Below are 25,569 nucleotides of genomic sequence, written 5' to 3' on the forward strand. Positions count from 1 at the left end.
AAAACGCCTCTCTCTGCCCATAGAATCGCTAGGTGAGTGCCCGCTGCTGCTGCGGTTCTTTCCTGCCCGCCTAAAGCCCATCACGAGCACGTTAAAGAGCCCCGGTGCTTTCGTGACCATCTATCGCCCATGAAAAGACCCCGGTCACCTCATCGGTGAACGGGGTCTTGTTCTCTCTCAGATCTCGCGCTCATCGACACCCTCCGAGTGCCAATCGAGGCTCTCGATCTGCCCGAGGACCCGTCGTTGGTATGCGGCGACGCTTTCACCCTCACGGACCTTGCCGTCGAGGCGTTCTGAGCGCCTCGCGCGCTTCTCGGGCGTGCGCGGTTTGCCGAGCTTGATGCCCGTTCCGATCATCGGCTTCACCATCGTTCTCACCTCCTCTCTCACCTGAGCTCGTCGTAGACCCACTGGCTGACCCGCAGCACTGCCCAGACGAATAGGGTCGCTCCTCCGAGCGTTGCGGCAGCGATTAGGGCCTTCGCCCACCACGCCGACGCCGCCGTGAACGACGCCCACGCCCACCCGAAGAGCGGGCCGATGCCGAACATCGAGCCCAGGCCCCAGACGAGCCCGCCGACGAGGAGCAGCGAGACGAACAGCGGCAGGACCGCGAGGGTGAGGCGAGAGATGCCCACGAAGGTCGCCCTGCGCTCGATCTCCTCGATGCGCCGCTGGGCCGTGCTGAGCTCGCTCAGCGACTCCTCGACCGCTTCGTGGACCTCTGAGAGCTTGCGAGAGCCCAGGGTGGCCATCTCCTCGCGGAACCCTTCGAGATCGCTCCTCAGGCCGTCTACGGGCTCCTGGACGCCCTTCTGGAAGTGTTCCTCGACCCGACGAGACATCACATCGGCGACCTTCTGCTCGTTGAGCGTGACGCGGCTCTTGGCCCTCATCTGGGCGGTGAGCTCACCCAAGGCCGTAGCCATCGTCTGCTGCGAGGCTTCGAGCCTCTTCATCATCGAGTGTGCTTGCAGCTCGGAGGCGCTGACTGTGGAGCCGTCGCTCTGCTTCACGATCCGCTTGTCGCTGACGGTCTCGCCGAGCACGCTTAGCGTCGCGCTCTGCTTGTTCAGCGTCTCTTTGATCGCGTTCACGTCGCTCATGAGCGAGTCTGGCAACGAGACCTCCGAGGCCCGCATCGACGATTTCAACGCGTTCGTGCGGGTGATCATCTCCTGCTCGACGCTCGTCAATCGCCTGCTCGTCTCCCGCTGGGCTTCTACCAAGCCGAGGAGCAGCTTTTCGATCTTCTTCAGCTGCTCTGAGCTCACGGAGGGCGGTGTCGAGCTGCTCTCCATCTTCTGCAATGCCCTGGACATCATCAAACTCCTGTTCTCTCATCATTCGTTCATTGATCGTGTTGTGAAGCGAGCTCCACGTGTAGTCGGCACCGAGCTTGCGTGCCGTGCACGCCGCCTTCGAGCGACCGAACCGCCGCACCTCGTCGTTGTCATCGACGAGGGCATAGGTGACGCTCGGGTCGCGGCCCTCGGCCTCGCTCTTTGCGCTCGTCTTCTTCTCCACGGAGACCCCGTGCTCGCGAGCGACTGCGCGCAGCGAGTCGAAGTCCACCGAGCGAGGGTCGAGCAGGGCCTCGTCGACCCGATCCGCGAGGTATTCCCTCCACGTGTTCTTCGAGAGCTCGTCCACCGTGAGCCCTTCGGCGTGCTCACCGGAACGTGAACGGTTCACATCGTGAGCGAGGGCAGCAGGTTCAAGAACCTGCAAGCCCATCTCGCGCATCACTTTGTCGTTGGCCTTCTTGAGCACCCAATGAGCAAGGCCGTTCTCACGGGCTGCTTTGCCCGTTACGAGATCGACGTTCGCGATGGTGATGTGCGCGTGCGGATTTCCGCCGTCGGAGTCGAGGTGCACGACGACATCGCACGGGCTGTTCGGCGCGACCTCCTTAGCGAGTGCGTAGGCCGCGTCAGCGACGATCTGAGGCGTCATCGGATCACGAGGATCGAGCTCGTCCTTCGAGAACGACTGGATGATCATCAGCGCCTGGTTCTTACGCCCCGTGCCCTTGAGCATCGACTCGATTTTTGTGATTGCGTCGTACGGACTGCGGAAGTCGGATCTCCATGCTGCTGCACGCGACTGCTTCACGTTCGCGGGCTTACCGAAGTGCACGTACATGATCGCGGCGGCTGCTCTCACCGTCGTCGTCTGCTTCGTGATGCTCATGCGCTCATCTCCTTCGCTATCGCGAGGAGCTGAGCCGTCGCACGACGCAGCTCATCGACCGCAGGCTCAACGCCAGACCATCCTTGACGTGCGATCTGATTGACATTCACGCCGACGGCATTCACTTCGCCAACCAGACGCAGCACGTCAACGTTGATCACCTTCGGCGGGGGCGCGCCGTCGAGATAATCGACGGCGGCCCTGATCGCTCCCGACTCTGCGAGCCGGTAGCGCTGAGCAACGCGGGCGAGCTGTGCAGCTTCTCCTTCGGAGAACCTCACAGTCACCCGCGACGCACGAGGCTCACGCCTCGTGATCCTCCGGTCACCACCCCGGACTTGCTCTCCGATCTCGTCCGTGATGGTGACCTCCGGGTGAGGGGCGCGCATACTTCGGTCGTACCGTTCCGGCACGACCGAAGACCGTGTTAACGCGCCCCGGCCAGCAGACGATCTGTCTGACGACAGATCGTGCTGGCCAGAGGGGCGGCTATGCCCCCCTCTGGACTCCCCCCACACGCTCGCGTCGAGACTCGTCATCGTCCCTCACCCCAACCGGTGTGAGAACTCGACTCGTTCGACGCTTCGCTGGTCGCCTCACGGCGACGCGCCGCAGCCTTCACGGCAGCGCGACGACGCTTCGCGTTCTGCTCGTCGATCATCGCGCGTGCTCGATCGACCAGAGCACGAACGCTCACCGAGTCAGCATCCTCGATCTCATCGAGGGCGCTCATGATCGCCTCGGCGAAACGCGAGCGCTCCTTCTCCTCGGCATCGCGCTTCTTCTTGCGCAGACGCTCGACCTTCGCCAGAGCGTCTGCGATTTCCTGATCGAGGTTAGCCATGATTCATTTCCTTTCACTAGTGCGACGTTCTCGTCGCTCGGGTGCCGGAGCCCATCCCGGCATGAGGGCTAGATAGTGGGGATCGGCTGGAGACGAACGAGGCCACGACCCCGAGGGCGGTTCTCAAAGAAGCGCGGGTACCCAGCGGACATATCTCCCCAGTCGACGCCCAACGCGTAGCCGTACTCCTTGGCAAGTGGTTCAACACTCCAGTACTGAGTCCAGGAGACCGGGTTCTCGTTGCGATCCATGAGGCGGAACGCAGGTGCCGTCTCACCGTCGAGGATGACCTTCAGGCGGTCACGAAACTTCCGGTACGAGATCAGTCGGCCTGAGGGGTTCGTCTGCCTGAACCACGCGACGTACACGGCGAACAAGAACTCAACCGGCAGAACATTGGACACCAAACGGTTCGAGCTCTCACTCCACCAGGCGCGCACCGGGTCGTTGTTGAGCTTGACGTCTTCACCGAGCTCGACGGCCTTCGCGCCGACGATGAAGTCGTCGAACTCGGGCAGCTCAAGGGCGACCTTGAGGACGTACTCAAGCACCTCAGGATCCCGCATGCACTTGTCCTTGATGGACGAATCCCGTGCGCCGGTGAAGCACTTGTCAAACGGCAGGAACGCGAAGCGTCGCCACAGCGAATCGGTCTTGTCGGCGAACTCGGGAAGATCATTCAAGCACTGAACCATGACCCCGCGAGGTCGCCACTGGACGGCACGCTGGTTCTTGCGATCGATCGTGATGACCTCATGCGTAATGTATTGCTTCAAGTCGGCCGCAGTCTCAGTGAAAGTGCCCACCGAGTTCTCGTCGGTGAAGACCGCCGACTTGCCGAAGAGCGGCTCGGTGCCGAAGCGGTCAGAGAACTTCTTGATGGGTACCGAAGCCCAGTTACCAGCACCGACGAGCTCCTTCAGGAGCACGAGCAACGTGCCCTTGCCGCCCTCGCCCTTGGACGAGTAGAAACAGACCGCCTTGTCGTAGTTCTTATGTATTCGAAGAGCTGCCGTGATGGTCTGCCAAACGAGTGCGACCCGTTCCATGTCGCCCGTAAAGAGATCCGCCAACCAGGCGTTGAACTCCCAGGGTGAGCCGTCCTTCAACGTTCGTATCGGGGATACGGCGTTCGGGTTGTACGACGTCATGCACTTGGTCAGATAGACGCGATCTGGCGAGAACGCTTCGAGCGTGCGAGTCTCAACGTTGTAGATACCGTTGTCCACTGGGACAAGGTGCGGCTCGGTGCACTCAGCGACGAGCGGCGCGAGCGAGCGCAACTGCGCATAGACCTCGTTCACGAGGTACGTGTTCGCCGTCTTCGTGTACGAACTCAGAAGTTCACGCACACCCTCGCGCTCGGTGATCTCCCGGTAGGTGCCTTCGAAGCGGCCAGAGGCGTGGTACCTCATGAGCGGCATCTTCGCTACCTCGTCAGTCTCCTCGCCGACGAGCACCACACGATGCTCGGAAGCAATGAACTCGGCGAGCATGAACGGCGGCAGGTTCTCCGGTGCGCTCTTGACGACGCAGCTGCCCTTGTTGGCCTTGATGATCACAAGGAAGTTACGGATCAGATCGAAGGCTTTGCGATCCATCCGGCGGCCACGCTCACGACCCGTCAGACCCTCAGCGTTCGCCCAGCGGATCACCGTCTTGGAGATGAGACTGTAGAACTCGCTCGGGGTGATGAACGCGCCCTTGTCGATCAAGCACATGAGGCTGTCGATGGCGTCATCGTCGATGCTATTCTGGGGAATGAGTTCGAGAGCCCCCGTGTCCCCCTGGATGCGGGGGCTATCGTTTGTGTCGCTCATCGTGCACCTCCGAGAACGAAGCGGAGGCGTGCAATCTGCTCATCGTTGAGACGGGGAGCGGCGTCGACGAGGGCCTTGACATGGCGCTCAACGGGATCGCCGTGGACCGGCACAGCAAGTGCCTCCAGGTCCTCACGAAGGACCTTCACGCGCTTACCGGTCTTATAGGCGGGCAGGCGGCCTTGCGCGATCCACGAGCGAAGCGTGGAGTAAGCGCCGAAGCCTTCGGCGACGGCCTCTTGAAGGGTCAGATAGTGCGTCCGTTCAGACGCGGGGGAGTACGTTCTCACAGGAGTCTCCAGACAGGGTGAACTGTCCGGAGACGGGGGTATTTTGTCCGGCTTGCTTATCCCGGTCGCCGTGCGCGATGCTCCACTGGGCTCACGAAGAGCCGCTGTGCCTTACGGGAGGAGTCACTCCCAGCCGGGTCGTCTGTTTATACACTTTGGCGTGATTTCAGTGCTATCTGACGCTGACTGGGCACCGCTCAACACGGTCCACGCCTCACTCCCTAGCGGCTCGCGTATCGTCGCTATGAAGCTAACGCGATCCTAGCACGTGCTGTCAAACAGTCGCAACTACTGACATGCCTCGACCTGCTCGCAGACGGCAGTCTCATTCGACACGTGGTCGAGTTCATGTTTAACGTGTAGTTGCGCGTGTTTTGTGTGGGAGGCCGGGGCTGATGCTCCGGCCTCCCTGCTCTGGTCTCAGAGATGACGTTGAGATAGGGTAAAACCATGGTGCAGCGAACGATAAATACAGAGTCTCAAAAGCGACTTGACCTGATTCAGTCACGTCGTAGTGAGTTTGATGCTCTGTTGAAGAAGTATGCTGCCAGTCGCCCACGCATTTTTGGGTCCGTAGCCAGGGGTACTGCGGGGATTCACAGTGATATCGACATTCTTGTCGATATGGATCCAGCTGATGGGAATCTACTTATGAGGGCGTCGGGTCTTCTAGAGGAAACAAGGGAGATTTTTGGTCGAGATGATATCGACATTTTCCCAATACAACTCCTAAAAGAGGTTTTTTCACGATCCGCACTGCAAGAAGCGGTAGCAGTATGAGCAGAACAGATGCCGAACGGGTCGTTGATATTCTTTTCGCAATCGAAAAGTGTCAACGATACATTGAGAATGTTGATTCTGGATCTGTCGAGCTCAGCGAAATGGCTTCTGATGCTATTGAGCGCAACCTCCAAATTATCGGAGAGGCAGTCAATCATTTGTCTACCTCCATCACAGATCAGTTTCCGGAAATTCCGTGGCCACAAATTCGTGGTTTTAGGAATATCCTGGTGCATCAATATTTCGGTGTGGATTTTGAGGTTGTGAGGGAAGTCGTGGAGATCCACTTGGAGCCGTTAGCATCAGCTCTTTCGTTAAGCAAGCGAATGTAAATTTCTCTTTTTGGCGGACAATCAAACACTGTACGTCGCTTGAGTAGTCAACTCGCAGCGTTTCAAATCGTGCTGGAATTCGTGAAGGGGTACTGGTCGGGTTGAACCAGTGAGCTGGGCTACTAGGCTTGTGTTAGGTGACGATTCTGAACCTGCGAAACTCGAAAACTGTTCGCGCCTCGTACTTCTCAATTCCGTGGCGTTCGCCCCAATCACCACAGTCAGATCAATTTGCGTGGCAGAGTTTTCTACGTGCCTCGCTCATAGGTGGCGACGGCACCACACGATAGATGGTGGAGGAACGACATGTCATTGAGCAACCTTTTGGACGCGGGAACAGTCCTGCAGCAACTTGGTCCGTGGGCTCTAGGTGGGATCGGCCTCATCATTTTCATCGAATCAGGCGTCCTTTTCCCCTTCCTCCCAGGCGATTCGCTCCTCGTGACGGCGGCCGCGCTCCACGTGCAGCTCGGTTTGACACTGTGGCAGGTGGCGTTGGTCGCGAGCATCGCTGCAGTAGCAGGAGACCAAGTCGGCTTCTGGCTCGGCCACCGATACGGACGTCGTCTGTTCACGCACGACGCACGTGTGTTGCGCACTGATCGCTTGCGAGTTGCTGAAGAGTTCTTTGCCCGACGCGGCCCGCTTGCCCTTGTTCTGGGACGTTTCGTACCGATCGTTCGCACCTACGTGCCGGTTGCGGCGGGCACCGCCCAAATGTCGTATTCGACGTTCGTTGGATGGAATGTTGGTGGGGCCTTGGCATGGGTGGCATCCATGACAGCCGTTGGTGCTCTCCTGGGTAATATTCCGGGTATCACGCATTCGATTGACGGAATAATGATCCTCATCATTGGAATTTCTGTGATGCCGATGGTGATTTCTGCACTGCGCGCATATTGGAAGAAGCGCCGGGCATAGGTTTGGTACTTCAGCCACTGTCTTCATCACGGCGAAACCCGCGGTTTCACAAAGTTCCTGTTCCTCGCGTGGTCATTGAACCGCAACAAGCGAAAGAGAGGCGCCGACGTCGAAAAATCTCGATATCGGCGCCCCTGTAGCAGATTCCCAGTGCTAGTTCTTGCGGCGCAGCATAGAGATGACAACGCCTGCTGCGAGCAGAGCAAGGCCAATTCCACCAACCGTGGCAACCGTCGCTCCGGTATGTGGCAATGCACCAGAACTTGACTTCTGATGAGCCTTAGTCTGAGCAGATCCGGTAGTCGGCTTCGGGGTGGGGGTCGCTGTTGCGCCCGGTTGTGTTGGTATCGGCGCTGGCTCAGTTACTTTCGGTGCTGGCTGGGGAGCCTTTGGCGATTGGGGAGCCTTCGGTGATGCAGATTTCTCCGCATTTTCCTTGTTCTTCACGTCACCAGCCGACTTTCCGCTCGCCGGGAACTGGAGGTCTGCCCACACCAGGCGGTGGTCCGACGTCGGAAGTGGGTCAGCGTAGCCAACGAGACGTTCGAGATCGTCGCCAGGAACGGGCCAGAAGATCTGTGCACCAAGCACCTTCGTGCCAGCATTAGGAAGAACGTAGTCAACGCGCAAATTACCGACGGACTTATCTGAGAAATCTGCGGTGTCGTAGATCGGGTTACCCTTGTGTGTAGCGTTTGCACCGCCCTGAATCATCGCGGCGGCAGGCCCACCTTGCGATGTCGGCAGAGTATCAACCACACGTGGATTCTTCAGAAGTTGCGCAATTGCGCCTGGCCACGATCCACCGTCAACTGGGTCGGAATTGTGATCGCCAACGATCACAAAATTAGCGTCCTTGGCGAGTGAACCTTTCTTCCCTGCGTCGTCATACAGGTAATCTGCCTTGCCGGAGACGTAGTCTGCCCAGAGGCGAATCTCGTCAAAGTTACGACGCGAGTTACGCTTCTCGGGGCCGTCAATCGGCGGCGTTGGGTGGTCGGCCAAGACGTGTACCACAGTGCCGTCGATCTCAACGGGAATATCCGCGTGAGTCTTCGATGAAAGCGGGAACGACGCAGTTTCCTCGGGTGAGTAGAACGGCGAACCGTCAGGATTTACCGGCATGAGATTGCCTGGCATATCTTTCCATAGGAACTTTTGGAAGGTGCGAACCTGGTTCATCTTGATGGGGTACTTGGAATACACCACGAAACCATATTGGCCAGGGAATGCTCCAAAGCCCCATGCATCATCAGGTTCGCCAAACTTGCCGTTATTGTTTAAATCAAAGCCCGAATCGACGCCCGTGTTCACTGGGCCATGCCATGCGTAGGGGTACTTCTGTGCGGGAGCTCCGTTGTGGCTGACTTCGAGATAGTTTTTGCGGAACAGATCAACCGATTTTCCGGATTTATCGTAGTCAAACTCATTAATGAGGACGATGTCAGGAGCATTGCGCTGGATCGTCTCAGCAGCATTCTGTGCCTGTTTATTGTCCGGGGTGGAGAGATCTTTCTGGAGTTCTCCGAGATACTTACGATTCAGCGAAGCGTTAAACGTGGCAACGCGCACTGGCTTCGTGTGGCTCTTGGACGATGTCGGTGCAGGAACCTCAGCTGCGGATGCAAGTTGAGTTCCGACGAGGAGGGGGAGCGTTGCTGCAAGAGCAAGCAGACGTGTGGTTTTTCTCTTCATCAAAATGTCCTCGAAACATTAGGCAAACGGACGGATGTATTCTAGCATTTGCGTGCTGAGGGGATCCTCAGTTTTCTCCCATTTTCCTGGGAAAACATGAGTGTCTGTGGGGTAGTAGAGGCAGTGATGGGCGGGTGGTAATAACCGACCCGCCCATCACTTCACATGTGTGAAAAACTCACCTCATCGGCGAATCTTTCGCACGCCGAGAGCTGCTCCGCCGAGGCTGAGCAGAATGAGCATTGCCATTCCTGCGGTTGCTGAATCTGCACCAGTCATTGGAAGAGCGTTACCTTGCGGGGTGGTCTTGGGGGTTGGGGTTGGAACAGTGGCAGTCTTTCCCTTGCCGCCGTTACCGTTATTGGTGCCGGCGTTTTCACTGTGAGCGCCCTTGCCGGCCTTGCCCTTGTTATCGTCGGATGAGTTCGACGTTGCACACGTCACGTCAACTCCGAGACCGGCGTTGGCAGAGACGATCTCCTTGCCTCCGGCCATGATGGTGAGCGGGAGGTGAACCTTACCGTTCTTCGCCATGGCGCATGAAGCTGTGGTGGACAGGGAAACGGGCTCAGTGAAGCCCACACCGTCGGCGGTGATAATTGCGTTTTCGTTGGCTGCGTTTGCATCCTCAAGAGTGTTGTTGACCTTGGCTGTTGCCGAGGCATCGCCCAGCTTAATAGTGACTTCTTTGGGCATGAACTCGCCTTCGTGGGTGAAGGACAGGCCACGAACTGTAACCTTGGCGTTGACCTTGTTGCCGGTCACCTTCGAATCAATCGTCACACCAGTGGACTGAGTGGTCTCACGCGGCTGGCTCTTCGGGTTTGCCTTGAGGTAGCTCTCCATCCATTCGCGGTCAAGCGACAGCGGTGTAGAGACGGTGGTCAGTGTCTTGGCGATGCTCGGATCCTTGAGGATATCGAAGGAATCGCCACCGGAAAGGAGGAAGGTCACCGAACCGACGGAGTAAATCTTGGCCGGATCGATTGGCTTGTTGTTGATCAGAAGCGAAGTCACACGCTCGCCCATCTTCTTGGTGGGATCGTAGGTGTACTTCACGTTCGAGGACAGGCCGAGCTTGAGCATTGGGCGCGAGGAATCTTTACCCAGCGCCTTCCACTGCTGTTCAAGGAGAGTCTTGAACTGTGCGCCGGTCATCTTGACGTACCCGACTTCGTTGGAGAAGGGCATGAAGTCGAAGATGTCACCAACGGTGACCTTGCCACCTTGAGGTTCGAGGTCAGCGCGGATACCACCAGCATTAATGATTCCGATGTCGATGGGCTGGCCGTCGAGTGTTGTAAAGGCGCCCTTCATTGCGTCACCGATCAGCGAGCCAAGAGTGCTCTCGGTTCCACGGTTCTCACCAACGGTTGCTTTGCCGTCCTTCATGGTTTGCTGAATTCCGCGGTAGAAATTTCCAGTTCCTTCGGCAACAACCTTTGCCTTCGCCTTTTCTGCCTTCGCGGTAGCTGCATCGACGATGGCTTTCACGGCCGGATCTTCGCCACACTTAACGAGCGTGGTGGCGTCAATCTTGATTGCCTGTGACTTGACAACTTTTCCTGTCGATTTATCGAATACGATCTGGAGGTTCGAGAGGTTGTCAGTGAAGGAGCCAGAAGCGGTGGCGGTAATCAGGTGACCGTCGTTTGCCTTGACCATGTTGAAATCAAAGTATGGCTTGTGGGTATCGCCGCCCATGATACCGTCTACGTCCTTGCCCATCAGCGGGTAGGAGCGCTCGACGTCGTTATCAAACATTGCGATGACGACATCGGCCTTCTTCTCTGCCTTGAGCTTGGTAGCCAAGGAATTGATGATCGGTACAGGCTTGTTGAACTTGAGCGAATCAACGGTGCCTGGTGCGAGCTTTGTCGCAACGTCGTCTTCGATTGCGCCGATGAAGGCGACCTTCACGTCCGAAGGAGATGTCCAAATCTTGTAAGAACCGAGTTCCTTCAGGCCCTCGACATTGGCACCCAGGTAATCGAACTTGATCTGGGTGAAGCCGTTCTTACCAGCGAAACGATCTTTGAGTGCGGCGACGCCTTTGTCGAATTCATGGTTTCCAATGGTGGAAGCAAAGACTTCCATTTCGTTGAGCGAGGCGATGGTGGGGTTGTCATTGTCCGAACCGGAAGTGAACGGCGAAGCGCCGATGTTGTCACCCAAGAGGGTGAGTTGGGAATTCGGGTTGGCTGCTTTTGCGGCCTTGAAATAGCAGGATGCGGCAGCGAGACCAGCTTCCTTGAAGGTGCCTTTTCCTTTGCCTTTTACTGCCTCAATATGGCCGTGAATATCGGTCAAGTTGTACAGGTCGAGGGTGACGATGTCGGGGTTTTGAGATTCCGCTGTCGGTGCTTTTTCTGTGTCGATGCTATTGACCGCAAGGGCGGTCATTGGTGAAAGTGCGAGGGCTGCAGCGGCTACGGAACCGACTACGAACCGTGCGTGATTCTTCATTGAATATTCTCCTCAGGTTAAGATACGCCCAAGATTGCACCCCTCATCCTAGCACTATCGGGAGAAGTTATCGTGCGAGATGACGCCAAAAAAATTTGATGTTGTAGTAATTCGGGCTGCTATTATTCGACGAGCGAGTGGCTGTTTTGTCTGTCGTGAAAGCCTTGTCGATGTCGGTTCGGTAAGTGAGACCGCTCACGAAAGCCTCAAATGTTAGGTAACCCTAATGACTTAACGAGGATGTCTGTTAATGTGATGCCGACACTTAGCGACAAGAAAGGAATTAAGTGTGATCGAAAATCTTTCGCTCGCTACCGAAATGCGCGCTGCCACTGCTGTTGCTCACTCTGATGCTGAACAGACAACGTTCATGGAAGACCTCGTCCACGGAACTGCTCCTGTGAGCGCGTGGGGAGAACTGTCACTTCAGATGTTTCACGTATACCGTGCTCTGGAAACTGTTGCTGCCAAGTATTCTGATCATGCGTTAGTTGCCCCTATTGTGGATGAGCGCCTTGATCGGCTTGCGGCCATTGAGCGTGACCTCCAAGCTCTCGGTTTACGTGATCGTATTGCGGATCCAATGCTCGCCTCGACGCGCGCTTATGTTGAAGCTATCGAAAATGCGTCGCCAGAAGCATTGGTAGCTCATCACTACGTGCGATACCTCGGAGATCTTTCCGGCGGTCAGATCATCGCAACGATGCTCCGCCGCCACTATGGTCTGAGTGATGATGTAATGAATTTCTATTCGTTTCCTGGGATCGAGAAGCCGAAGGTGTTTAAGGATGAGTACCGAGCCACACTTGATGCCTTGCCTGCGGATGAGAAATCGCGTGCAGAAATTATTGATCACGCAGTACAAGCTTTCCGATACAACCAGGCGATTTTTGCTGAACTTGAGAACTTACTGGCGTGAATCTCATGTGCTGTGTCGGCTGGGAGTAATCTAGCTTTCAATGACGTTTTTTATGGCGGATTTTTCTCGAAAGGGTCATGATGTCGAAGTCGCTTTCTGCGCAGTCCCAGCCAACAGGTGAGATCGAACCATCGGCGAAGCGCGCAATCGCCGTCTTGCTTTCCGCTGCCTTTGTGGTGCTCTTGAACGAGACCACAATGAACCTCGCACTGCGTGACATTACGGCAGACCCTCAACTTGCGATTGATACTCGGTCTGCATCTTGGCTCACCGCAATTTTCATGCTTGTCATGGCGATCATTATCCCAACAACAGGTTGGATGCAGCGGCGTTTTAATACGCGCCCGATGTTCTTCATGTCCACTGTCTCGTTCCTCGTGGGCACAGTGATCGCTCTGTTTGCTCCGACATTTTCGATTCTGTTGACTGGCCGAGTGGTCCAAGCGTTCGGCACAGCGATTGCGATGCCGCTCTTGATGTCCACGGTGATGAGCGTGGTCCCCATGTCACGACGGGGAAGTGTGATGGGCGTCGTTTCGATGGTTATTTCCGTCGCTCCTGCTCTTGGTCCTGCCGTGGCCGGGGTAGTTTTGCAGTTCGGATCATGGCGTTCAGTTTTTGCGACGATGGTTCCGATCGTCGTGGCCGTGATCGTTGCAGGGTACGTCTGGTTGCCGAATCTCAATGAATTCATGGGCAAAGCTCGCCTAGATTACATCTCGTTGCCGCTGTCGGCCCTTGGCTTCGGCGGTACGATCTATGGGCTGTCCTCTTTCTCCAGTCCCGCTCTTCCGTCATGGTTCGCGCCAACAGTCTTGCTGATCGGCCTGGGGATGCTCGCACTCTTCGTTTGGCGTCAGATGTCGTTAGTCAAAAGTGGCGAGCCGCTTCTCGATGTCCGTGTTTTTGCGAATATGCACTTTACTGCCCCCGTCGTGATGGTCATGCTCGCCATGATGGGAATGTTTGGCGTCTTGATTACCTTGCCGCTGATGCTTCAAACGTCTTTTGAACTTGAGCCTTACAAGGTTGGCCTTCTCTTACTCCCCGGTTCTGTGATCAGCGGTTTGCTTGGCCCTGTTGTCGGAAATATTTATGATCGCGTCGGTCCGCGCCCACTGGCAATCCCTGGAACAGCGATCGTAGTCGGAGCATTTGCGATGTTGCTCGGGATCACCACATCCACATCCGTGTGGTATTTCCTTGCCTTCCACATCATCATGAACATCGGCCTGACACTGACGTTCTCACCGGCATTCACCACTGCTCTTGGCTGGCTCACGCCACACCAGTACGGATACGGCTCTGCCTCCCTATCAACGATCCAACAGGTGGCAGGCGCAGCCGGTTCTTCTATTTTCATTGCCATCATGTCCACTGGAATGGGACGTTCACTTGCAACGGGCGCTTCCCAAGGCGCAGCAATGGTGGCAGGGGCGCATCGTGCATTTTTCTTTGCGCTGATCATCGAGACAATTGTCTTTGCGCTCTCCTTTACCTTGCGCCGTCCGCAGCACTGATGCGTCTATTTGTCGATGTCGGCGAAACGTGTTCACTCAGTGGAATGCGTTCGCGCATTCACCGTATCCTACGATAATTTTGGGATCATGCGTGAAATCTCTGGCGAACCGAAAAAACTGGTCCGACGCTTGACTCGTCGTCAAGTGTCCATGATCGGTCTTTCTGGCGCACTCGGCACCGGGCTGTTTCTCGGCTCTGGCTCCGTGATTGCACTGGCAGGGCCTGCCACGATTCTCGCGTATCTCATCGCTGGATTATTCGCTCTTGCTGTTGTGTGGGCGCTGGCTGAAATGGTGTCAGTACATCCTGTCGCGGGCGGTCACGGTACCGTAGCTGCTGCCTACCTCGGCCGACGCGGTGGATACGTCGCTCGCTGGAATTTTGCAGTCCAATCGCTTGTTGCCACAGGCGCTGAAGTCACGGCAACGGCAACCTACATTCAGTTCTGGTTTCCCGCTATGCCGCTGTGGGTGGGCACTATCGGGTGTGCTGTGGTGATCTTTGCCTTTAACACATTCTCGGTTCGCCTCTACGGGAGTTCCGAATACTGGTTCTCAATGATCAAAATTGTGGCAGCGGTAGCATTCATCCTCCTCGGAATCGCTCTCATCATTGGTGCAGTTCCGGGCCAAGATCCCATTGGAATGTCACATTTCACCGACGACGGAGGCTTCTTCGCTCGCGGAATGCTCGGCCTGCTTGCAGCGTCGGCGATGGCAGTTTTCTCCTTTGGCGGCATCGAAAATGTGTCGTCCACCGCGGCTGAATCGGAAAATCCTTCACGCGATATCCCTCATGCTGCGTCTGCCATGATTTGGCGAATCATCATTTTCTACATCGCTGGAATCGCTGTCGTTCTGGCCCTCCAACCGTGGAGCGCCACTGCGGCACAGGGCAACGTCCTCACGGAGTCCCCGTTCGTCCGCGCCCTTGAATTGACGGGAATTAGCGCAGCAGCCCACATCATGAATGCGGTTCTGATCGTTGCCGCTCTCTCGTCTGCCAACGGGTGTCTCTACGCCGCAACCCGAATGATTCATGCACTGAGTATCGACGGTGAAGCACCGGCATTCGCACGCAACCTCAATGCGGCGGGCGCACCGATTGGCGCAATTGGAATCAGCGCAATTGCCGTTGCTGCAACTGCAACACTGTCGATCACTGCTCCTGAAGGAGCTTTCGCATACCTTATCGGTGCGACCATCGTGGCAATCCTTATCACGTGGACGATTATCATGGCCACCCACCTGGCATTCCGCAGAGCTCGCCGTGAGGCAGGTTTGGGGCTGGTCAAGCGTAGGCTGTGGGGAGCGCCCGTGGTGAACTACGTGGTGATCGTCGCTTGCGTCGCCAACTTCGTGGCTTTGCACTGGCTGATGCCGCTGACATGGTGGGCAGGAATTCCCTACATTGTCATTCTGCTGGGAAGTGACGAAATCCTGCGACGTACCCGCACACTACCTGCGCCAGTTGACTTGTTGAGTCAGTCGCTTGCTGCCGCAGACAAATCTGACACCGCCGACGTCGTCGTATCTGGCGACGCTGAGCGCTAGTTACCTGTTGCGAAGGAAAGAAATCACGATGCACGTTCGTACCTTGTTGGTTACTGGTTTGGCACTGTTTGCCATGTTCTTTGGCGCCGGAAATCTGATTGTCCCTGTGATGATCGGCGTCGATGGTGGTAGTGAAGCATGGGTCGCAGCGCTCGGTTTCCTCTCGACGGGTGTTCTTCTGCCGGTGCTCTCGATGGTGGCCCTTGCAACCAAGCGGCCCGACGAATCACGACTTGCTGACCGCATGGGCACAACATTTGGTTTGACGGTGACGACTTTGATCTTCTTGTTCACTGGCATGGTCTACGTGATTCCACGCGTCGGAGCCGTGAGCTTTGAGATGGGTGCTGCGCCGATCGTCGGCTCGTCCCCGCTAGCCTTGTTCACATGCTCGGCCATCTTCTTCGCCTTGACCCTCGCTCTTGCACTGCGTCCGAATCGGATCGTGGCGCGAATCGGAATTGTGCTTACTCCAGCTCTTCTGATCTTGTTGCTGGTACTGATCGTGGCTGCGTGGAACGTGCCCCTCGTCAACGTCCAACCGAAGGGAACTTTCACCTCTTCCCCCGTTGTGGCCGGATTTATCCAGGGCTACTTCACGATGGATGCCTTGGCAGCACAAATGTTTGGGGGAGTGATTCTCTCATCGCTTGCTGCAGCAGGATTCCGTGGACGGAATATCCATCGCGGCACAGCCATTGCCGGAATTATGGCGGGTGCGATTCTCGGCATTATCTACCTCGGCCTGGTGGCCGTGGGGCGAGTTGGTCAGGGATCGAACGGTGCGCAAGTAATCGCCAATGTTGCGCGTGAGATGTTTGGCTCCGGGGGACAGGCAGTATTCGGGTTGATCGTGGCTCTCGCATGTTTGACTACTGCCCTTGGCTTGACCGGTGCTTCGGTCGAATACTTTCACGGTCTTGTTCCCTCAATTTCGCGTCGTGGCTGGCTCTATATCTGTATCGGTGTGTCCTTTGCCTTGACTAACCTGGGGCTGGAACGCATTTTGGCAGTGGTGGCACCCGCGAATCAGCTTCTCTACCCGATTGTCATTGTGCTCGTGGTTGTCACGCTTCTGGCTGCTGGCATTCACCGTGACCTCTACTGGTCATACCGACTTCCTGCATGGGTTGCTGGTGGCCTGTCGGTTCTTGAGGCAGCCTGGTCCACTGGTATGGCAGTCGCTGCCCCGTTGCGTTCTGTTCTTGACTTTTTCCCATTCGGTTCATTGCAGATGGCGTGGGTTGTGCCCGCCGCATGTGCCCTCGCCGTCGGGCTGCTCCTCGATCTTCGACTTACCAAGCGCGCCGACGTCGCTTGAGCCACCGACGTCGGCCGTGCGCTTTGCGCTCGACCAGCCGGTTTGAAGAAAAAGAGGAAAAATGAATATTCGTATGCGTTCTGTTATCGTCGCTGCTTTTGCTTTGTTTGCCATGTTTTTCGGCGCAGGGAACTTGATTCTGCCAGTGATGATCGGGGTCAATGGTGGCGCACATGCCTATATCGGGGCCGCAGGATTCGTCGTCACAGGAGCCGCGCTCACCGTGGCGGGAATGCTTGCGGCATCCACTCAACGTCCAGATGAAAAGCGCATTGCTGACCGAATTGGACCGCGTTTTGGACTGATTTTCACCTGCACGCTGTACCTGGCTATCGGGATGCTTTACCCCACCCCACGTGTGGCTGCGGTGAGTTTTGAAATCGCTATTGCGCCCTTGACGGGGTCGGGACAGCTTGCGCTTTTCATCTACACTTTGGTGTTTTTCGCCGTTTGTTATGTCCTTGTGCGCCGACCAAGCAAAGTGGTGGGCAATATCGGCGGGTGGCTGACTCCGGTGTTGATTTTCTTGCTTGTGGTGATGGTAGCGTTGTCCTTCACCTTGCCCAACGCCGGTCACCAGGAAAACGCCGCCTACGCCTCATCTCCCTTCGCATCTGGCCTCATCGAAGGCTACTTCACCATGGATTCGCTGGCCACGTTGATGTACGGATCAGTCATTATGACGGCGCTCGCTGGTGCTGGACTTGCGGGACGTCAACTTCGTCGGGGAACAGCGATTGCTTCGCTGATCGCGGGGATTTTGCTCGCTGCGTGCTATTTCGGACTGATCAACGTCGGCGCGGTCGGAAACGGTGATAACGGTGCTGAAGTGATCACCGGGGTTGCAGCGCGTTTGTTTGGTACAGCAGGACAAGCCTTCTTCGGTGTGATGATCATCCTTGCCTGCATGACGACGGCGATTGGTCTACTTGCGTCAGGCTCAAGGTTCTGGCATGAGCTGATCCCATCTATTTCTGCGCATACCTGGTTAATTGTTCATTTAGTTGTTGCCGTGTTGATCTCTAACCTCGGGCTGAAAACAATTCTCGCGGTGGTCGCTCCGATCTGCCAGCTTCTGTATCCGGTGACGATCTGTTTGATTGTGGTCGCACTCATCGAAACTGCGGTGAGATCTCGACGTTTGGTGTGGGCCTATCGTCTACCGGCGTGGACTGCAGGGGCGCTCTCGATTCTGGAAGCCCTCAACTCCACGGGAGTGACACTGTTTGAACCGTTGCGTCAAGTGCTCAATGTTTTCCCGCTTGGTGCATTGCAGATGGCGTGGGTTGTGCCGGCGCTCATGGCGCTCGGCGTCGGTATCGTGGTTGATTTTCGCACCATGCAGCCGACGCGTACGGCGCTTGAGGCAGTGAAGTGACACAATAACACCATGGAGCAAATTGAGGCTTATCACCACCTATCGACGAGTGAGCAACTGCTGGTCTATCTCGGACTGACACCGCTACAGGCGTTAGCGGCCGTGATCTCAACCTGCGCACTCTATGGCTTTTTCATCGTGATGACACGTTTAATGGGCCAGCGGATGCTCATGAAGCTCACTGGCTTCGACATGCTCCTCGTGATCGTTCTAGGTGCAGTGATGGGCCGAGCAATGATGGGTTATACGCCCACCTTCGGTACCGCCGTGATTGTGTTGGTGGTGCTCACCGTGCTTGAGCTTGCGTTCGGACGTCTCTCAGGCCGTCCACGATTATCCCGAATGATCAATAACCGTGCCGTGTGTTTAGTTGCTGGGGGCAGATTCGTCACCCATGAAATGAAACGAGCGCATATTACTCGCACCGAAGTGCTCTCTGAGCTTCGGAAAAAGGGTGTGCATTCGCTTGACGAAGTGGCGGCGGTGATCTTGGAACGTACAGGGGATATGTCCGTGCTTCGTGCTGGTACTCCGATCGATCCTCAGATGATCGTCGGCGTGCGTTCAGCAGGTGAAATTCCCCATGACCTCCTCTTACAGCGAAAATGAAGCCGCTCAATCTTCGCGACATAAATAATCGATAGTGTCCTTCTGTATAATTAGCTGTGCTAGCACTCCCGATTAAGTCAAAGGAGAATACGGTGAAGGCAGCACGTTACTATGATCGCGAAGATATTCGCATCGAAGATATTGAACCCCAGGAGCTGACACCAGGCACCGCGCGCATCAAGGTTGCATGGTGCGGCATCTGCGGAACTGATTTGCATGAATTCAAAGAAGGGCCGATTTTCATTCCGCCGCACGGCCACCCACACCCAATTTCGGGTGAAGATGCCCCTGTCACCCTCGGCCATGAGATGTCCGGTGTGATTGAGGAAGTTGCAGACGATGTCGAAGATCTCAAGGTCGGCGATCACGTTGTCGTTGAACCGTATCTCATCCACGATGATGTTGATACAACAGAGGAGAACAAGTTCTACCACCTCTCGCCAGACATGAACTTCATCGGTCTTGGTGGCGGTGGCGGTGGTCTGGCGGAGAACATCGTGGTCAAGCGCCGCTGGATCCACAAGATTCCGGATTCGATTCCGCTCGATCAGGCAGCTCTCATTGAGCCGCTGTCGGTGGGCTACCACGCTGTTGAGCGTGCAGGCTACGCCTCGGAGGAAGTAGCCAAGGGCAAGGTTGCCCTCGTCGGCGGAGCTGGCCCGATCGGTCTGCTCACCGCTGCTGTGCTTAAGGCTTTTGGTGCGACCGTCGTCATGTCGGAACTTTCGCCGCTTCGCCGCCAGAAAGCTCTCGATTCGGGCGTCGCTGACTATGCTCTTTCGCCAGCCGAGGTTGACGTCATCGAAGAAGTCAAGAAGCTCACCGACGGCGCTGGCGCTGATGTGGCATTCGAATGCACCTCGGTTCAAGTCGTTTTTGACACCCTGATGAGTGCACTGCGTCCAGGCGGAGTCCTCGTCGTTGTTTCGATCTGGTCCAAGCACGCGGATCTTGATATTCACCAGCTCGTGATGAAGGAGATCGATCTTCGCGGAACGATCGCCTACGCTCATTCGCATCCGGCAACCATCAAACTAGTGTCTGAAGGCAAGGTGAACCTTGAGCCGTTCATCACCGGAAAGATCGGACTGGATGGATTGGTTGATGAAGGCTTCGACACTCTGATCCACCACAACGAAACTGCGGTGAAGATCCTCGTCTCGCCGTCGGGCGAAGGCCTGTGATAGGTCGCGCTTCGAAGGTGAATCACTAGCTGGTTGTGCTGGGGTGTGTCGGGATGAGTCCTGACACACCCCACTTGTCTGTCCATCTATATTCCTGATTGGCTCTACACTTCCGGTAAAGTTCTCAGATAAGTATGAACGAGCAGGTTTTACAGGGAATGACTCGATCCATCATCCGAAGTATCTTGTGTGGTGGGAGAAACATGACCATAGATCTAAAGCTCATAGAGTGAATAAATCATGGGCTACGTGGTTTAGAACCTACCCGAAGCCGTCAAAAAGATCAGTGTTAAATAAACGTACGGCAGTTTTGCGTGAGTACCCGCCCAAGTGCTAGGAGGGAGCTATGGATTTAAGAGATCGATATGTCATCACTCCAAAAGGTAGCTCTGGAACATTGTGGGTGCATTTGTCGTGGGAAGGTAAAAAACCTGGTTTTCCTCATCTGCTTCCTGACGGGAAGGACTATGGGGAAGTCATTGTGGAGCAAGGCTTGAATGCTCTTCCTGAAGATTTGTGGCTCGAACCCTGGCGTTCAGGCAGACTCGTCGACTGGCTGTGGTCAGGGCTCAGCGAACGAGTATTTTCACAACGGATGGTGGATGTTCTCACAGCGTGTGGCGTGAATGAAATGGAAGTGCGCCCCCTGACAATTCGTCGTAAGCGAAGCCCTGATATTGAGGGGTACTCGATTGCGCGATTCCCAGGTGAGGGCGAGCGCGTGGGCTATTTCCCACCGAGCAATCCGTCCGCGTGGAGCCTGATCGTCGCCGAAGACATTGCGAAGTCCCTTGCTGAAAACAAGCTGACGGGTTTTACGATCCAACCAGCCCAACAAGCATGGGATGAAACCTACGGCAAGGAGTAACTTTCAGAATTTGAGCAACACTAAGGATGTTCCCGGCGAGATTTCCTCGCCGGGAACATCCTTATCACGCTCACGCAGCGCGCACAGAATCTATGGTTGCTGCAATCATCTGTTTGCCCAATGTTCGATTCGCGTAGCCTCCCATGACGGCGCCAATGCCGAAGGGCAGGACCTTTCCAATCATTGCAGTGGCCTGTTTGGCGGTGAAGCGACGGAAGAGACGTTTGCGCATCGAGTCAGTAAATTTGCGCAACGCCATCCCCTGGAGAGAACGAATCACACCGCCTCCAGAAAAGACTCCAGCTTGTGTTGCCAATTTCTTCACGCTTTTCGCGTTGACTCCTCCCATCAAAATCGTCAGCACGAGTGCGCGTTCTTGTTCAGCGGTGAGTTGCCCAGGGCGCATCACCTCAAGCACCGCGAACGCATGAACCATCGTGGCTGTCATAAAGACACCAGTTTCACCCACGGCCGCTGCGATAGCAGCGATTGTGCCAACTCCGGGCAATGCGGCAGTTCCGCCGACGACGGCGCCCGAACCCGTCACATCGCGAAGGTAACGTTTCTCAAGTGCGTCGAGTAGCGCAGCTTCCGATGGGGTGCTGAGCTTACGACGTGCAGCGGCGACACGGTCATGCGCGAGGATGCGAGCTGGACTGAAACTTTTATCGAAGGCTTCTTCCAGTGTGGAGGGATCTACGCCTGAGCGAACCGCATGGTAGGCAGCTCCTGTCGTGCCGAGAGCCAGTTTTCCTGTGTGGGAAATTTTGTCAGTAAATGAAAGACGCGCAGTCATGGCACCTCCTGAAAAGTAGAAACTTTCCACAGTCTATGTGTGAATTTTCTGGTGTGGGGCCAGTTTCGCCGAGCGCGTCATCGTCGTGCGAAGAAAGTCTCAATCGTCGTGTCCCGCATGACTAAAATTGAACTAAACAAGCGGTCGTTGTGAGGGGCCAATGATGCTAGACTGAGCGCGTCAAGGTAGTGCATATCCAAGGGCGGAATGCACTTTCACACTTCACGCACAAGATCCAAAGGAGGATCACCTGATGAAATTCACAAAGATGGCTGCGATTGCATCTGTGAGTGCAATTGCGCTCGCTGGATTTGCTGCTTGCTCGTCGTCGGGCTCAACTAGCAACGCCAAAGGCAAGGTGTACTTCCTGAACTGGAAGCCGGAGCAGGAGCAAGCCTTCAAGTCAATCGCTGCCGAATACTCCAAGGCAAAGGGTGTGGATGTCAAAGTCGTGACCGCCGCGTCGGGCACCTATGAGCAGACGTTGAAATCCGAAATTGCGAAGAGCGATGCCCCGACCCTCTTCCAGATCAACGGGCCAGTCGGCCTTGCCTCGTGGAATAAGTACGCACGTGATCTCACAGATACACCACTGGTGAAGTCACTCAAGGATGCGAACCTCGCACTTAAGGGCGAAGACGGTAAGGTCTACGGCACCCCGGCGGCTGTTGAAGGTTACGGAATCATCTACAACAAGGCCATCATGGACAAGTACTTCAGCCTTGCTGGAGCGAAGGCAAAGTCGGTTGACGAAATCAAGGGCTTCGCAAAGCTCAAGGAAGTTGCCGATGATATGCAGGCCAAGAAAGCTGAACTCGGAATCGATGGTGTTTTCGCCTCCACGTCGCTGGCTAGTGGTGAAGACTGGCGTTGGCAAACCCACTTGTCCAACGTCTCGATGTTCTACGAGTACAAGGATGCGGGTGTCACCGATGAGAAGACGGTAACCTTCAAGTACGCTGACAACTTCAAGAATCTCTTCGATCTGTACCTCACCGACTCAACCGTTGAGAAGAGTCTCGCCCCGTCAAAGACTGTCACCGATTCGATGTCTGAATTTGCTCTCGGCAAGGCAGCCATGGTCCAAAACGGTAACTGGGCGTGGAGCCAGATCAAGGACGTTGCCGGAAACGTGGTGAAGGAAGAGAACATCAAGTTCCTTCCGATGTATACCGGAGTTGCTGGTGAAGAAAAGCAAGGTCTGGCTGTCGGCACCGAAGCGTTCATGGCAGTGAACAAGAAGGCTTCCGAAGCTGATCAGAAGGCCACGCTCGATTTCATCAACTGGCTCTACACCGACGACGCAGGCAAGAAGCACGTGATCAATGACCTGAGCTTTATTGCTCCTTACTCAAACTATGCTGAGGCTGATACTCCATCCGATCCTCTCGCGAAGGAGATTTCCTCCTACATTTCGAACAAGAACCTCTACGCGGTTCCGTGGGTTTTCACCACCTACCCGTCGCAAAAGTTCAAGGATGATTTCGGTCAGGCGCTCGCGCAATACGCTTCGGGCAACCTTGACTGGGCCAAGGTGAAGTCCACGTTTGTGGACGGCTGGGCCACAGAGAAGAAGTAATGACTCTCAATCGTGAAGGCCTCGGAGATACCGATCCGAAGTCGGTATCTGCGAGGCCTTCGCCATGAATGGGGCGATTATGCAAGCTCAGTTAAAGAAATATTTTCCAATCTTCGTCCTTCCCACGTTGATTGCATTCGCGGTGGCGTTTCTCGTTCCGTTTGTGATCGGTTTTGTGCTGTCTTTCTTTGAATTCACCACGATTACGGACGCTACCTGGGTAGGGTTGGACAACTATAAAGCAGCTTTCGACGACCGATCAGGTTTCGTTGCGAGCTTCGGCTTCACGCTCATGGTGGTGGTTGCTTCGGTGATCTTGGTGAACGTTTTCTCTTTCGCCATTGCCTGGTTGCTGACGCAGAAACTGCGCGGTACGAACATGTTCCGCACTGTATTCTTCATGCCGAACTTGATTGGTGGAATCGTGTTGGGCTACACCTGGCAGGTCATGATCAACGCTGTTCTTGCCCAGTACAAGACCACCATCATCACGAACTGGACCTACGGCTATATTGGAATGATCATGCTCATCAACTGGCAGTTGGTGGGATACATGATGATCATTTATATCGCGGGCCTACAAAACGTTCCGCCTGAGCTGGTCGAGGCTGCAGAAATCGACGGTGCTGGCCGCTGGAGCGTGTTGCGTCACGTCACTATCCCCATGGTGATGCCCGCGATCACGATCTGCCTCTTCTTAACCCTGTCGAATACATTCAAACTGTTCGATCAGAACCTCGCGTTAACTAACGGTGCTCCTCAAGGAAAAACTGAGATGGTGGCACTGAATATCGTCAACACCATGTTCGCCCGTGTCGGTGAAGAAGGCGTGGGCCAAGCAAAGGCTGTGCTCTTCGTCGTGGTCGTGGTGGTGATTGCGATGGTGCAACTTTCGGCTACTCGCAGGAAGGAAATCGAAGCATGATGCACTCCAAAGCTGGAAAAGCTCTGTCATACGTCATTCTGATTCTCCTGACCTTGGTGTTCATCGGGCCGATTCTCTTCATCTTGATGAACTCCTTCAAATCGAAGTTTTCTATCGCCTCTCATCCATTTGCCCTGCCGTTAGGGGAAATGTGGACAGGCCTAGAAAACTACGCGACTGGCCTCGCTCTGTCGGGCTTCTTCATGGCGATTGTCTGGAGCTTCGTGATCACGATCTTGTCTGTGGCAGCCATCGTGTTTTTCTGTGCGATGACCGCCTACTACATCACTCGTGTCAAGACGTGGTACACATCGGCGCTCTACTACATGTTTGTCTTTTCGATGGTGATCCCGTTCCAGATGGTCATGTTTCCCACTGTGAAGATCGCCGACACCCTCGGATTGAACAACCCCTGGGGGATCGTGGTGCTTTACGTGGGCTTCGGCGCAGGACTATCAGTGTTCATGTTCGCCGGTTTCATCAAATCGATCCCGCTTGAGATCGAAGAAGCGGCAACCATTGACGGAGCAGGCGTTCTCAAGACCTACTTCTTTGTGGTCTTGCCGATCCTCAAGCCCACCGCAATCACGGTGGCAATCCTCAACGCCATGTGGGTCTGGAACGACTATCTTCTGCCGTACCTGACCATCGGTTTATCTACTGACTATAAGACCATTCCCGTGGTCATCCAGCAGCTGGTGGGATCAAACGGTAACCGTGACATGGGCGCTCTCATGGCAATGCTCGTTTTGGCAATCGTGCCGATCGTGATCTTCTACATTGCGATGCAGAAGTACATTATCAAGGGAGTTGCTGCGGGAGCGGTGAAGGGATAAGTGGCACGTCACTTATTCTCCCAGGACTCAGGCTTTGCCCGAGTCCTGGCTCTTCTTGCCGACGTCGCAGTGGTGTCGATGGCCCTGACACTCACGGCTATCCCTGTGGTCACCTTTGGTGCAGGTTTAGCTGCGGCGAATGTTGTGGTGGGCCAGCTGATCGCTGACGACGGCGCACACCCGTGGCGTACATTTTGGCGGATTTTTGTCCGATCATTGAAAATGGCGACTGCGGGGTGGCTCCTCCTTCTTGCATGTTGGTTCACAGTGATCTATGAACTCATGCTGTTGCATACCGAAACAGGGTTGCTCGTCGATGGAATGCGAATCGGCTTGTTCAGTGCCGCAATTCTTTCATCGCTCGTCGCCCAATGGTTCTTCGCACTGGCAGGTCACGCCAACGCCGGCCTTTCGACGTCGGGAAATATGGGTCACAAACAAACTGCGCCGATGTCGTTCGTTTCGTTACTGACGACGTCGCTCCTGTGCGCGATTCGGTACTTACCGGCAAGCACATTAGGAATAGTGCTATGGGCTAGCCCAATCTTTGCTGTATGGATATGGCCTGAACTCGTACCGACGCTCATCTTTTTTATGATGGTTTTTATCCCGGCATTCGTGCTCTACCTGAAGACCTTTCTCATCGGAGAAAAAGTGCGAGAAGTGGCAGGCCGCTGCTGAGATATGGCCAGGAACGCTTGTGGGCAACATGCCAAGGGGTATGTTGCCCACAAGC

At 55.5% G+C, this 25,569-nt stretch carries 25 protein-coding genes; 15 read left to right on the top strand and 10 right to left on the bottom strand.

Going from position 1 to position 25,569, the window contains the following annotated elements:
* Positions 1-177 precede the first annotated feature (177 nt).
* The 7 genes from P7079_RS01545 to P7079_RS01575 form a co-directional block, all read right to left on the bottom strand.
* Entirely contained in the window at positions 178-372 is a 195-nt protein-coding gene (locus tag P7079_RS01545; protein ID WP_278013086.1) for a hypothetical protein, read from the bottom strand.
* A gap of 17 nt (positions 373-389) precedes the next feature.
* A complete protein-coding gene (locus tag P7079_RS01550) occupies positions 390-965 on the bottom strand; it encodes a hypothetical protein (RefSeq protein WP_278013087.1) in 576 nt (191 codons plus the stop codon).
* Complete coding sequence (locus tag P7079_RS01555; protein WP_278013088.1) at positions 913-2,196, bottom strand: relaxase/mobilization nuclease domain-containing protein; 1,284 nt, start codon at positions 2,194-2,196, stop codon at positions 913-915. Before P7079_RS01555 ends, P7079_RS01550 begins: the two co-directional genes overlap by 53 nt.
* On the bottom strand, positions 2,193-2,585 hold the full coding sequence (locus tag P7079_RS01560) for a hypothetical protein (RefSeq protein WP_278013089.1): 393 nt from the start codon (positions 2,583-2,585) through the stop codon (positions 2,193-2,195). The genes P7079_RS01555 and P7079_RS01560 overlap by 4 nt, the downstream gene beginning before the upstream one ends.
* A gap of 146 nt (positions 2,586-2,731) precedes the next feature.
* Positions 2,732-3,040, bottom strand: coding sequence for a hypothetical protein (locus P7079_RS01565; RefSeq protein WP_278013090.1), 309 nt, complete (start codon positions 3,038-3,040; stop codon positions 2,732-2,734).
* Between the two features lie 68 nt (positions 3,041-3,108).
* Complete coding sequence (locus P7079_RS01570; protein WP_278013091.1) at positions 3,109-4,860, bottom strand: DNA primase family protein; 1,752 nt, start codon at positions 4,858-4,860, stop codon at positions 3,109-3,111.
* Positions 4,857-5,150, bottom strand: a complete 294-nt coding sequence (locus P7079_RS01575; RefSeq protein WP_278013092.1) for a helix-turn-helix domain-containing protein — start codon at positions 5,148-5,150, stop codon at positions 4,857-4,859. Before P7079_RS01575 ends, P7079_RS01570 begins: the two co-directional genes overlap by 4 nt.
* Positions 5,151-5,600: 450 nt before the next feature.
* Here P7079_RS01575 and P7079_RS01580 point away from each other — a divergent pair, with 450 nt between their 5' ends.
* The 3 genes from P7079_RS01580 to P7079_RS01590 all read left to right on the top strand — a co-directional run bounded on the left by P7079_RS01580 (position 5,601) and on the right by P7079_RS01590 (position 7,183).
* Positions 5,601-5,930 (top strand): nucleotidyltransferase family protein, encoded by a 330-nt coding sequence (locus tag P7079_RS01580; RefSeq protein WP_278013093.1) that lies wholly within the window; start codon positions 5,601-5,603, stop codon positions 5,928-5,930.
* The gene (locus P7079_RS01585) at positions 5,927-6,262 is read left to right on the top strand and encodes a HepT-like ribonuclease domain-containing protein (RefSeq protein WP_278013094.1); all 336 of its coding nucleotides are present in this window, start codon (positions 5,927-5,929) and stop codon (positions 6,260-6,262) included. The genes P7079_RS01580 and P7079_RS01585 overlap by 4 nt, the downstream gene beginning before the upstream one ends.
* A 306-nt stretch (positions 6,263-6,568) precedes the next feature.
* Positions 6,569-7,183, top strand: a complete 615-nt coding sequence (locus P7079_RS01590) for a DedA family protein (RefSeq protein ID WP_278013095.1) — start codon at positions 6,569-6,571, stop codon at positions 7,181-7,183.
* Between the two features lie 153 nt (positions 7,184-7,336).
* Here P7079_RS01590 and P7079_RS01595 read toward each other — a convergent pair whose 3' ends face one another.
* Together P7079_RS01595 and P7079_RS01600 are read right to left on the bottom strand one after the other, a co-directional pair.
* Positions 7,337-8,878 carry an endonuclease/exonuclease/phosphatase family protein gene (locus P7079_RS01595; RefSeq protein WP_278013096.1) on the bottom strand — a complete coding sequence of 514 codons (1,542 nt, stop codon included), beginning with the start codon at positions 8,876-8,878 and terminating at the stop codon, positions 7,337-7,339.
* Between the two features lie 183 nt (positions 8,879-9,061).
* Positions 9,062-11,344, bottom strand: coding sequence for a bifunctional metallophosphatase/5'-nucleotidase (locus P7079_RS01600; RefSeq protein ID WP_278013097.1), 2,283 nt, complete (start codon positions 11,342-11,344; stop codon positions 9,062-9,064).
* 289 nt (positions 11,345-11,633) lie between these two features.
* Here P7079_RS01600 and P7079_RS01605 point away from each other — a divergent pair, with 289 nt between their 5' ends.
* From P7079_RS01605 to P7079_RS01640, 8 genes are all read left to right on the top strand, one after another.
* Positions 11,634-12,263 (top strand): biliverdin-producing heme oxygenase, encoded by a 630-nt coding sequence (locus P7079_RS01605; RefSeq protein WP_278013098.1) that lies wholly within the window; start codon positions 11,634-11,636, stop codon positions 12,261-12,263.
* 77 nt (positions 12,264-12,340) lie between these two features.
* On the top strand, positions 12,341-13,783 hold the full coding sequence (locus P7079_RS01610) for a DHA2 family efflux MFS transporter permease subunit (RefSeq protein WP_278013099.1): 1,443 nt from the start codon (positions 12,341-12,343) through the stop codon (positions 13,781-13,783).
* Positions 13,784-13,870: 87 nt separating this feature from the next.
* On the top strand, positions 13,871-15,337 hold the full coding sequence (locus tag P7079_RS01615) for an amino acid permease (protein WP_278013100.1): 1,467 nt from the start codon (positions 13,871-13,873) through the stop codon (positions 15,335-15,337).
* A 28-nt stretch (positions 15,338-15,365) separates the two neighbouring features.
* Entirely contained in the window at positions 15,366-16,658 is a 1,293-nt protein-coding gene (gene brnQ, locus P7079_RS01620; RefSeq protein ID WP_278013101.1) for a branched-chain amino acid transport system II carrier protein, read from the top strand.
* A 61-nt stretch (positions 16,659-16,719) separates the two neighbouring features.
* Positions 16,720-18,036, top strand: coding sequence for a branched-chain amino acid transport system II carrier protein (gene brnQ / locus P7079_RS01625; RefSeq protein WP_278013102.1), 1,317 nt, complete (start codon positions 16,720-16,722; stop codon positions 18,034-18,036).
* Between the two features lie 12 nt (positions 18,037-18,048).
* Positions 18,049-18,645, top strand: coding sequence for a DUF421 domain-containing protein (locus P7079_RS01630; protein ID WP_278013103.1), 597 nt, complete (start codon positions 18,049-18,051; stop codon positions 18,643-18,645).
* 92 nt (positions 18,646-18,737) lie between these two features.
* Positions 18,738-19,829, top strand: coding sequence for a 2,3-butanediol dehydrogenase (locus tag P7079_RS01635; RefSeq protein WP_278013104.1), 1,092 nt, complete (start codon positions 18,738-18,740; stop codon positions 19,827-19,829).
* A 346-nt stretch (positions 19,830-20,175) separates the two neighbouring features.
* Positions 20,176-20,697 carry a hypothetical protein gene (locus P7079_RS01640; protein ID WP_278013105.1) on the top strand — a complete coding sequence of 174 codons (522 nt, stop codon included), beginning with the start codon at positions 20,176-20,178 and terminating at the stop codon, positions 20,695-20,697.
* Positions 20,698-20,767: 70 nt separating this feature from the next.
* Here P7079_RS01640 and P7079_RS01645 read toward each other — a convergent pair whose 3' ends face one another.
* The gene (locus P7079_RS01645; RefSeq protein ID WP_278013106.1) at positions 20,768-21,493 is read right to left on the bottom strand and encodes a hypothetical protein; all 726 of its coding nucleotides are present in this window, start codon (positions 21,491-21,493) and stop codon (positions 20,768-20,770) included.
* 250 nt (positions 21,494-21,743) lie between these two features.
* Here P7079_RS01645 and P7079_RS01650 point away from each other — a divergent pair, with 250 nt between their 5' ends.
* The 4 genes from P7079_RS01650 (at position 21,744) to P7079_RS01665 (ending at position 25,514) form a co-directional block, all read left to right on the top strand.
* Positions 21,744-23,072, top strand: coding sequence for an ABC transporter substrate-binding protein (locus P7079_RS01650; protein ID WP_376987067.1), 1,329 nt, complete (start codon positions 21,744-21,746; stop codon positions 23,070-23,072).
* Between the two features lie 79 nt (positions 23,073-23,151).
* A complete protein-coding gene (locus P7079_RS01655; protein ID WP_278013108.1) occupies positions 23,152-23,997 on the top strand; it encodes a carbohydrate ABC transporter permease in 846 nt (281 codons plus the stop codon).
* Entirely contained in the window at positions 23,994-24,833 is an 840-nt protein-coding gene (locus P7079_RS01660; protein WP_278013109.1) for a carbohydrate ABC transporter permease, read from the top strand. Before P7079_RS01655 ends, P7079_RS01660 begins: the two co-directional genes overlap by 4 nt.
* Positions 24,834-25,514, top strand: a complete 681-nt coding sequence (locus P7079_RS01665; RefSeq protein WP_278013110.1) for a DUF624 domain-containing protein — start codon at positions 24,834-24,836, stop codon at positions 25,512-25,514. It abuts the gene before it with no gap.
* The last annotated feature ends 55 nt before the right edge of the window (positions 25,515-25,569 follow it).

Source organism: Arcanobacterium canis, from assembly GCF_029625435.1.
In the GTDB taxonomy this organism is placed as follows: domain Bacteria; phylum Actinomycetota; class Actinomycetes; order Actinomycetales; family Actinomycetaceae; genus Arcanobacterium; species Arcanobacterium canis.

Bases quoted from the DNA above. Each gene is read 5' to 3' on its own strand.
- P7079_RS01570 (WP_278013091.1), bottom strand. From the start codon at position 4,860: ATGAGCGACACAAACGATAGCCCCCGCATCCAGGGGGACACGGGGGCT.
- P7079_RS01585 (WP_278013094.1), top strand. From the start codon at position 5,927: ATGAGCAGAACAGATGCCGAACGGGTCGTTGATATTCTTTTCGCAATC.
- P7079_RS01610 (WP_278013099.1), top strand. From the start codon at position 12,341: ATGATGTCGAAGTCGCTTTCTGCGCAGTCCCAGCCAACAGGTGAGATC.
- P7079_RS01565 (WP_278013090.1), bottom strand. From the start codon at position 3,040: ATGGCTAACCTCGATCAGGAAATCGCAGACGCTCTGGCGAAGGTCGAG.
- P7079_RS01580 (WP_278013093.1), top strand. From the start codon at position 5,601: ATGGTGCAGCGAACGATAAATACAGAGTCTCAAAAGCGACTTGACCTG.
- brnQ (WP_278013102.1), top strand. From the start codon at position 16,720: ATGAATATTCGTATGCGTTCTGTTATCGTCGCTGCTTTTGCTTTGTTT.
- P7079_RS01555 (WP_278013088.1), bottom strand. From the start codon at position 2,196: ATGAGCATCACGAAGCAGACGACGACGGTGAGAGCAGCCGCCGCGATC.
- P7079_RS01595 (WP_278013096.1), bottom strand. From the start codon at position 8,878: ATGAAGAGAAAAACCACACGTCTGCTTGCTCTTGCAGCAACGCTCCCC.
- P7079_RS01560 (WP_278013089.1), bottom strand. From the start codon at position 2,585: ATGCGCGCCCCTCACCCGGAGGTCACCATCACGGACGAGATCGGAGAG.
- P7079_RS01645 (WP_278013106.1), bottom strand. From the start codon at position 21,493: ATGACTGCGCGTCTTTCATTTACTGACAAAATTTCCCACACAGGAAAA.
- P7079_RS01640 (WP_278013105.1), top strand. From the start codon at position 20,176: ATGGATTTAAGAGATCGATATGTCATCACTCCAAAAGGTAGCTCTGGA.
- P7079_RS01655 (WP_278013108.1), top strand. From the start codon at position 23,152: ATGCAAGCTCAGTTAAAGAAATATTTTCCAATCTTCGTCCTTCCCACG.
- P7079_RS01630 (WP_278013103.1), top strand. From the start codon at position 18,049: ATGGAGCAAATTGAGGCTTATCACCACCTATCGACGAGTGAGCAACTG.
- P7079_RS01600 (WP_278013097.1), bottom strand. From the start codon at position 11,344: ATGAAGAATCACGCACGGTTCGTAGTCGGTTCCGTAGCCGCTGCAGCC.
- P7079_RS01545 (WP_278013086.1), bottom strand. From the start codon at position 372: ATGGTGAAGCCGATGATCGGAACGGGCATCAAGCTCGGCAAACCGCGC.
- brnQ (WP_278013101.1), top strand. From the start codon at position 15,366: ATGCACGTTCGTACCTTGTTGGTTACTGGTTTGGCACTGTTTGCCATG.
- P7079_RS01550 (WP_278013087.1), bottom strand. From the start codon at position 965: ATGATGAAGAGGCTCGAAGCCTCGCAGCAGACGATGGCTACGGCCTTG.
- P7079_RS01660 (WP_278013109.1), top strand. From the start codon at position 23,994: ATGATGCACTCCAAAGCTGGAAAAGCTCTGTCATACGTCATTCTGATT.
- P7079_RS01615 (WP_278013100.1), top strand. From the start codon at position 13,871: ATGCGTGAAATCTCTGGCGAACCGAAAAAACTGGTCCGACGCTTGACT.
- P7079_RS01590 (WP_278013095.1), top strand. From the start codon at position 6,569: ATGTCATTGAGCAACCTTTTGGACGCGGGAACAGTCCTGCAGCAACTT.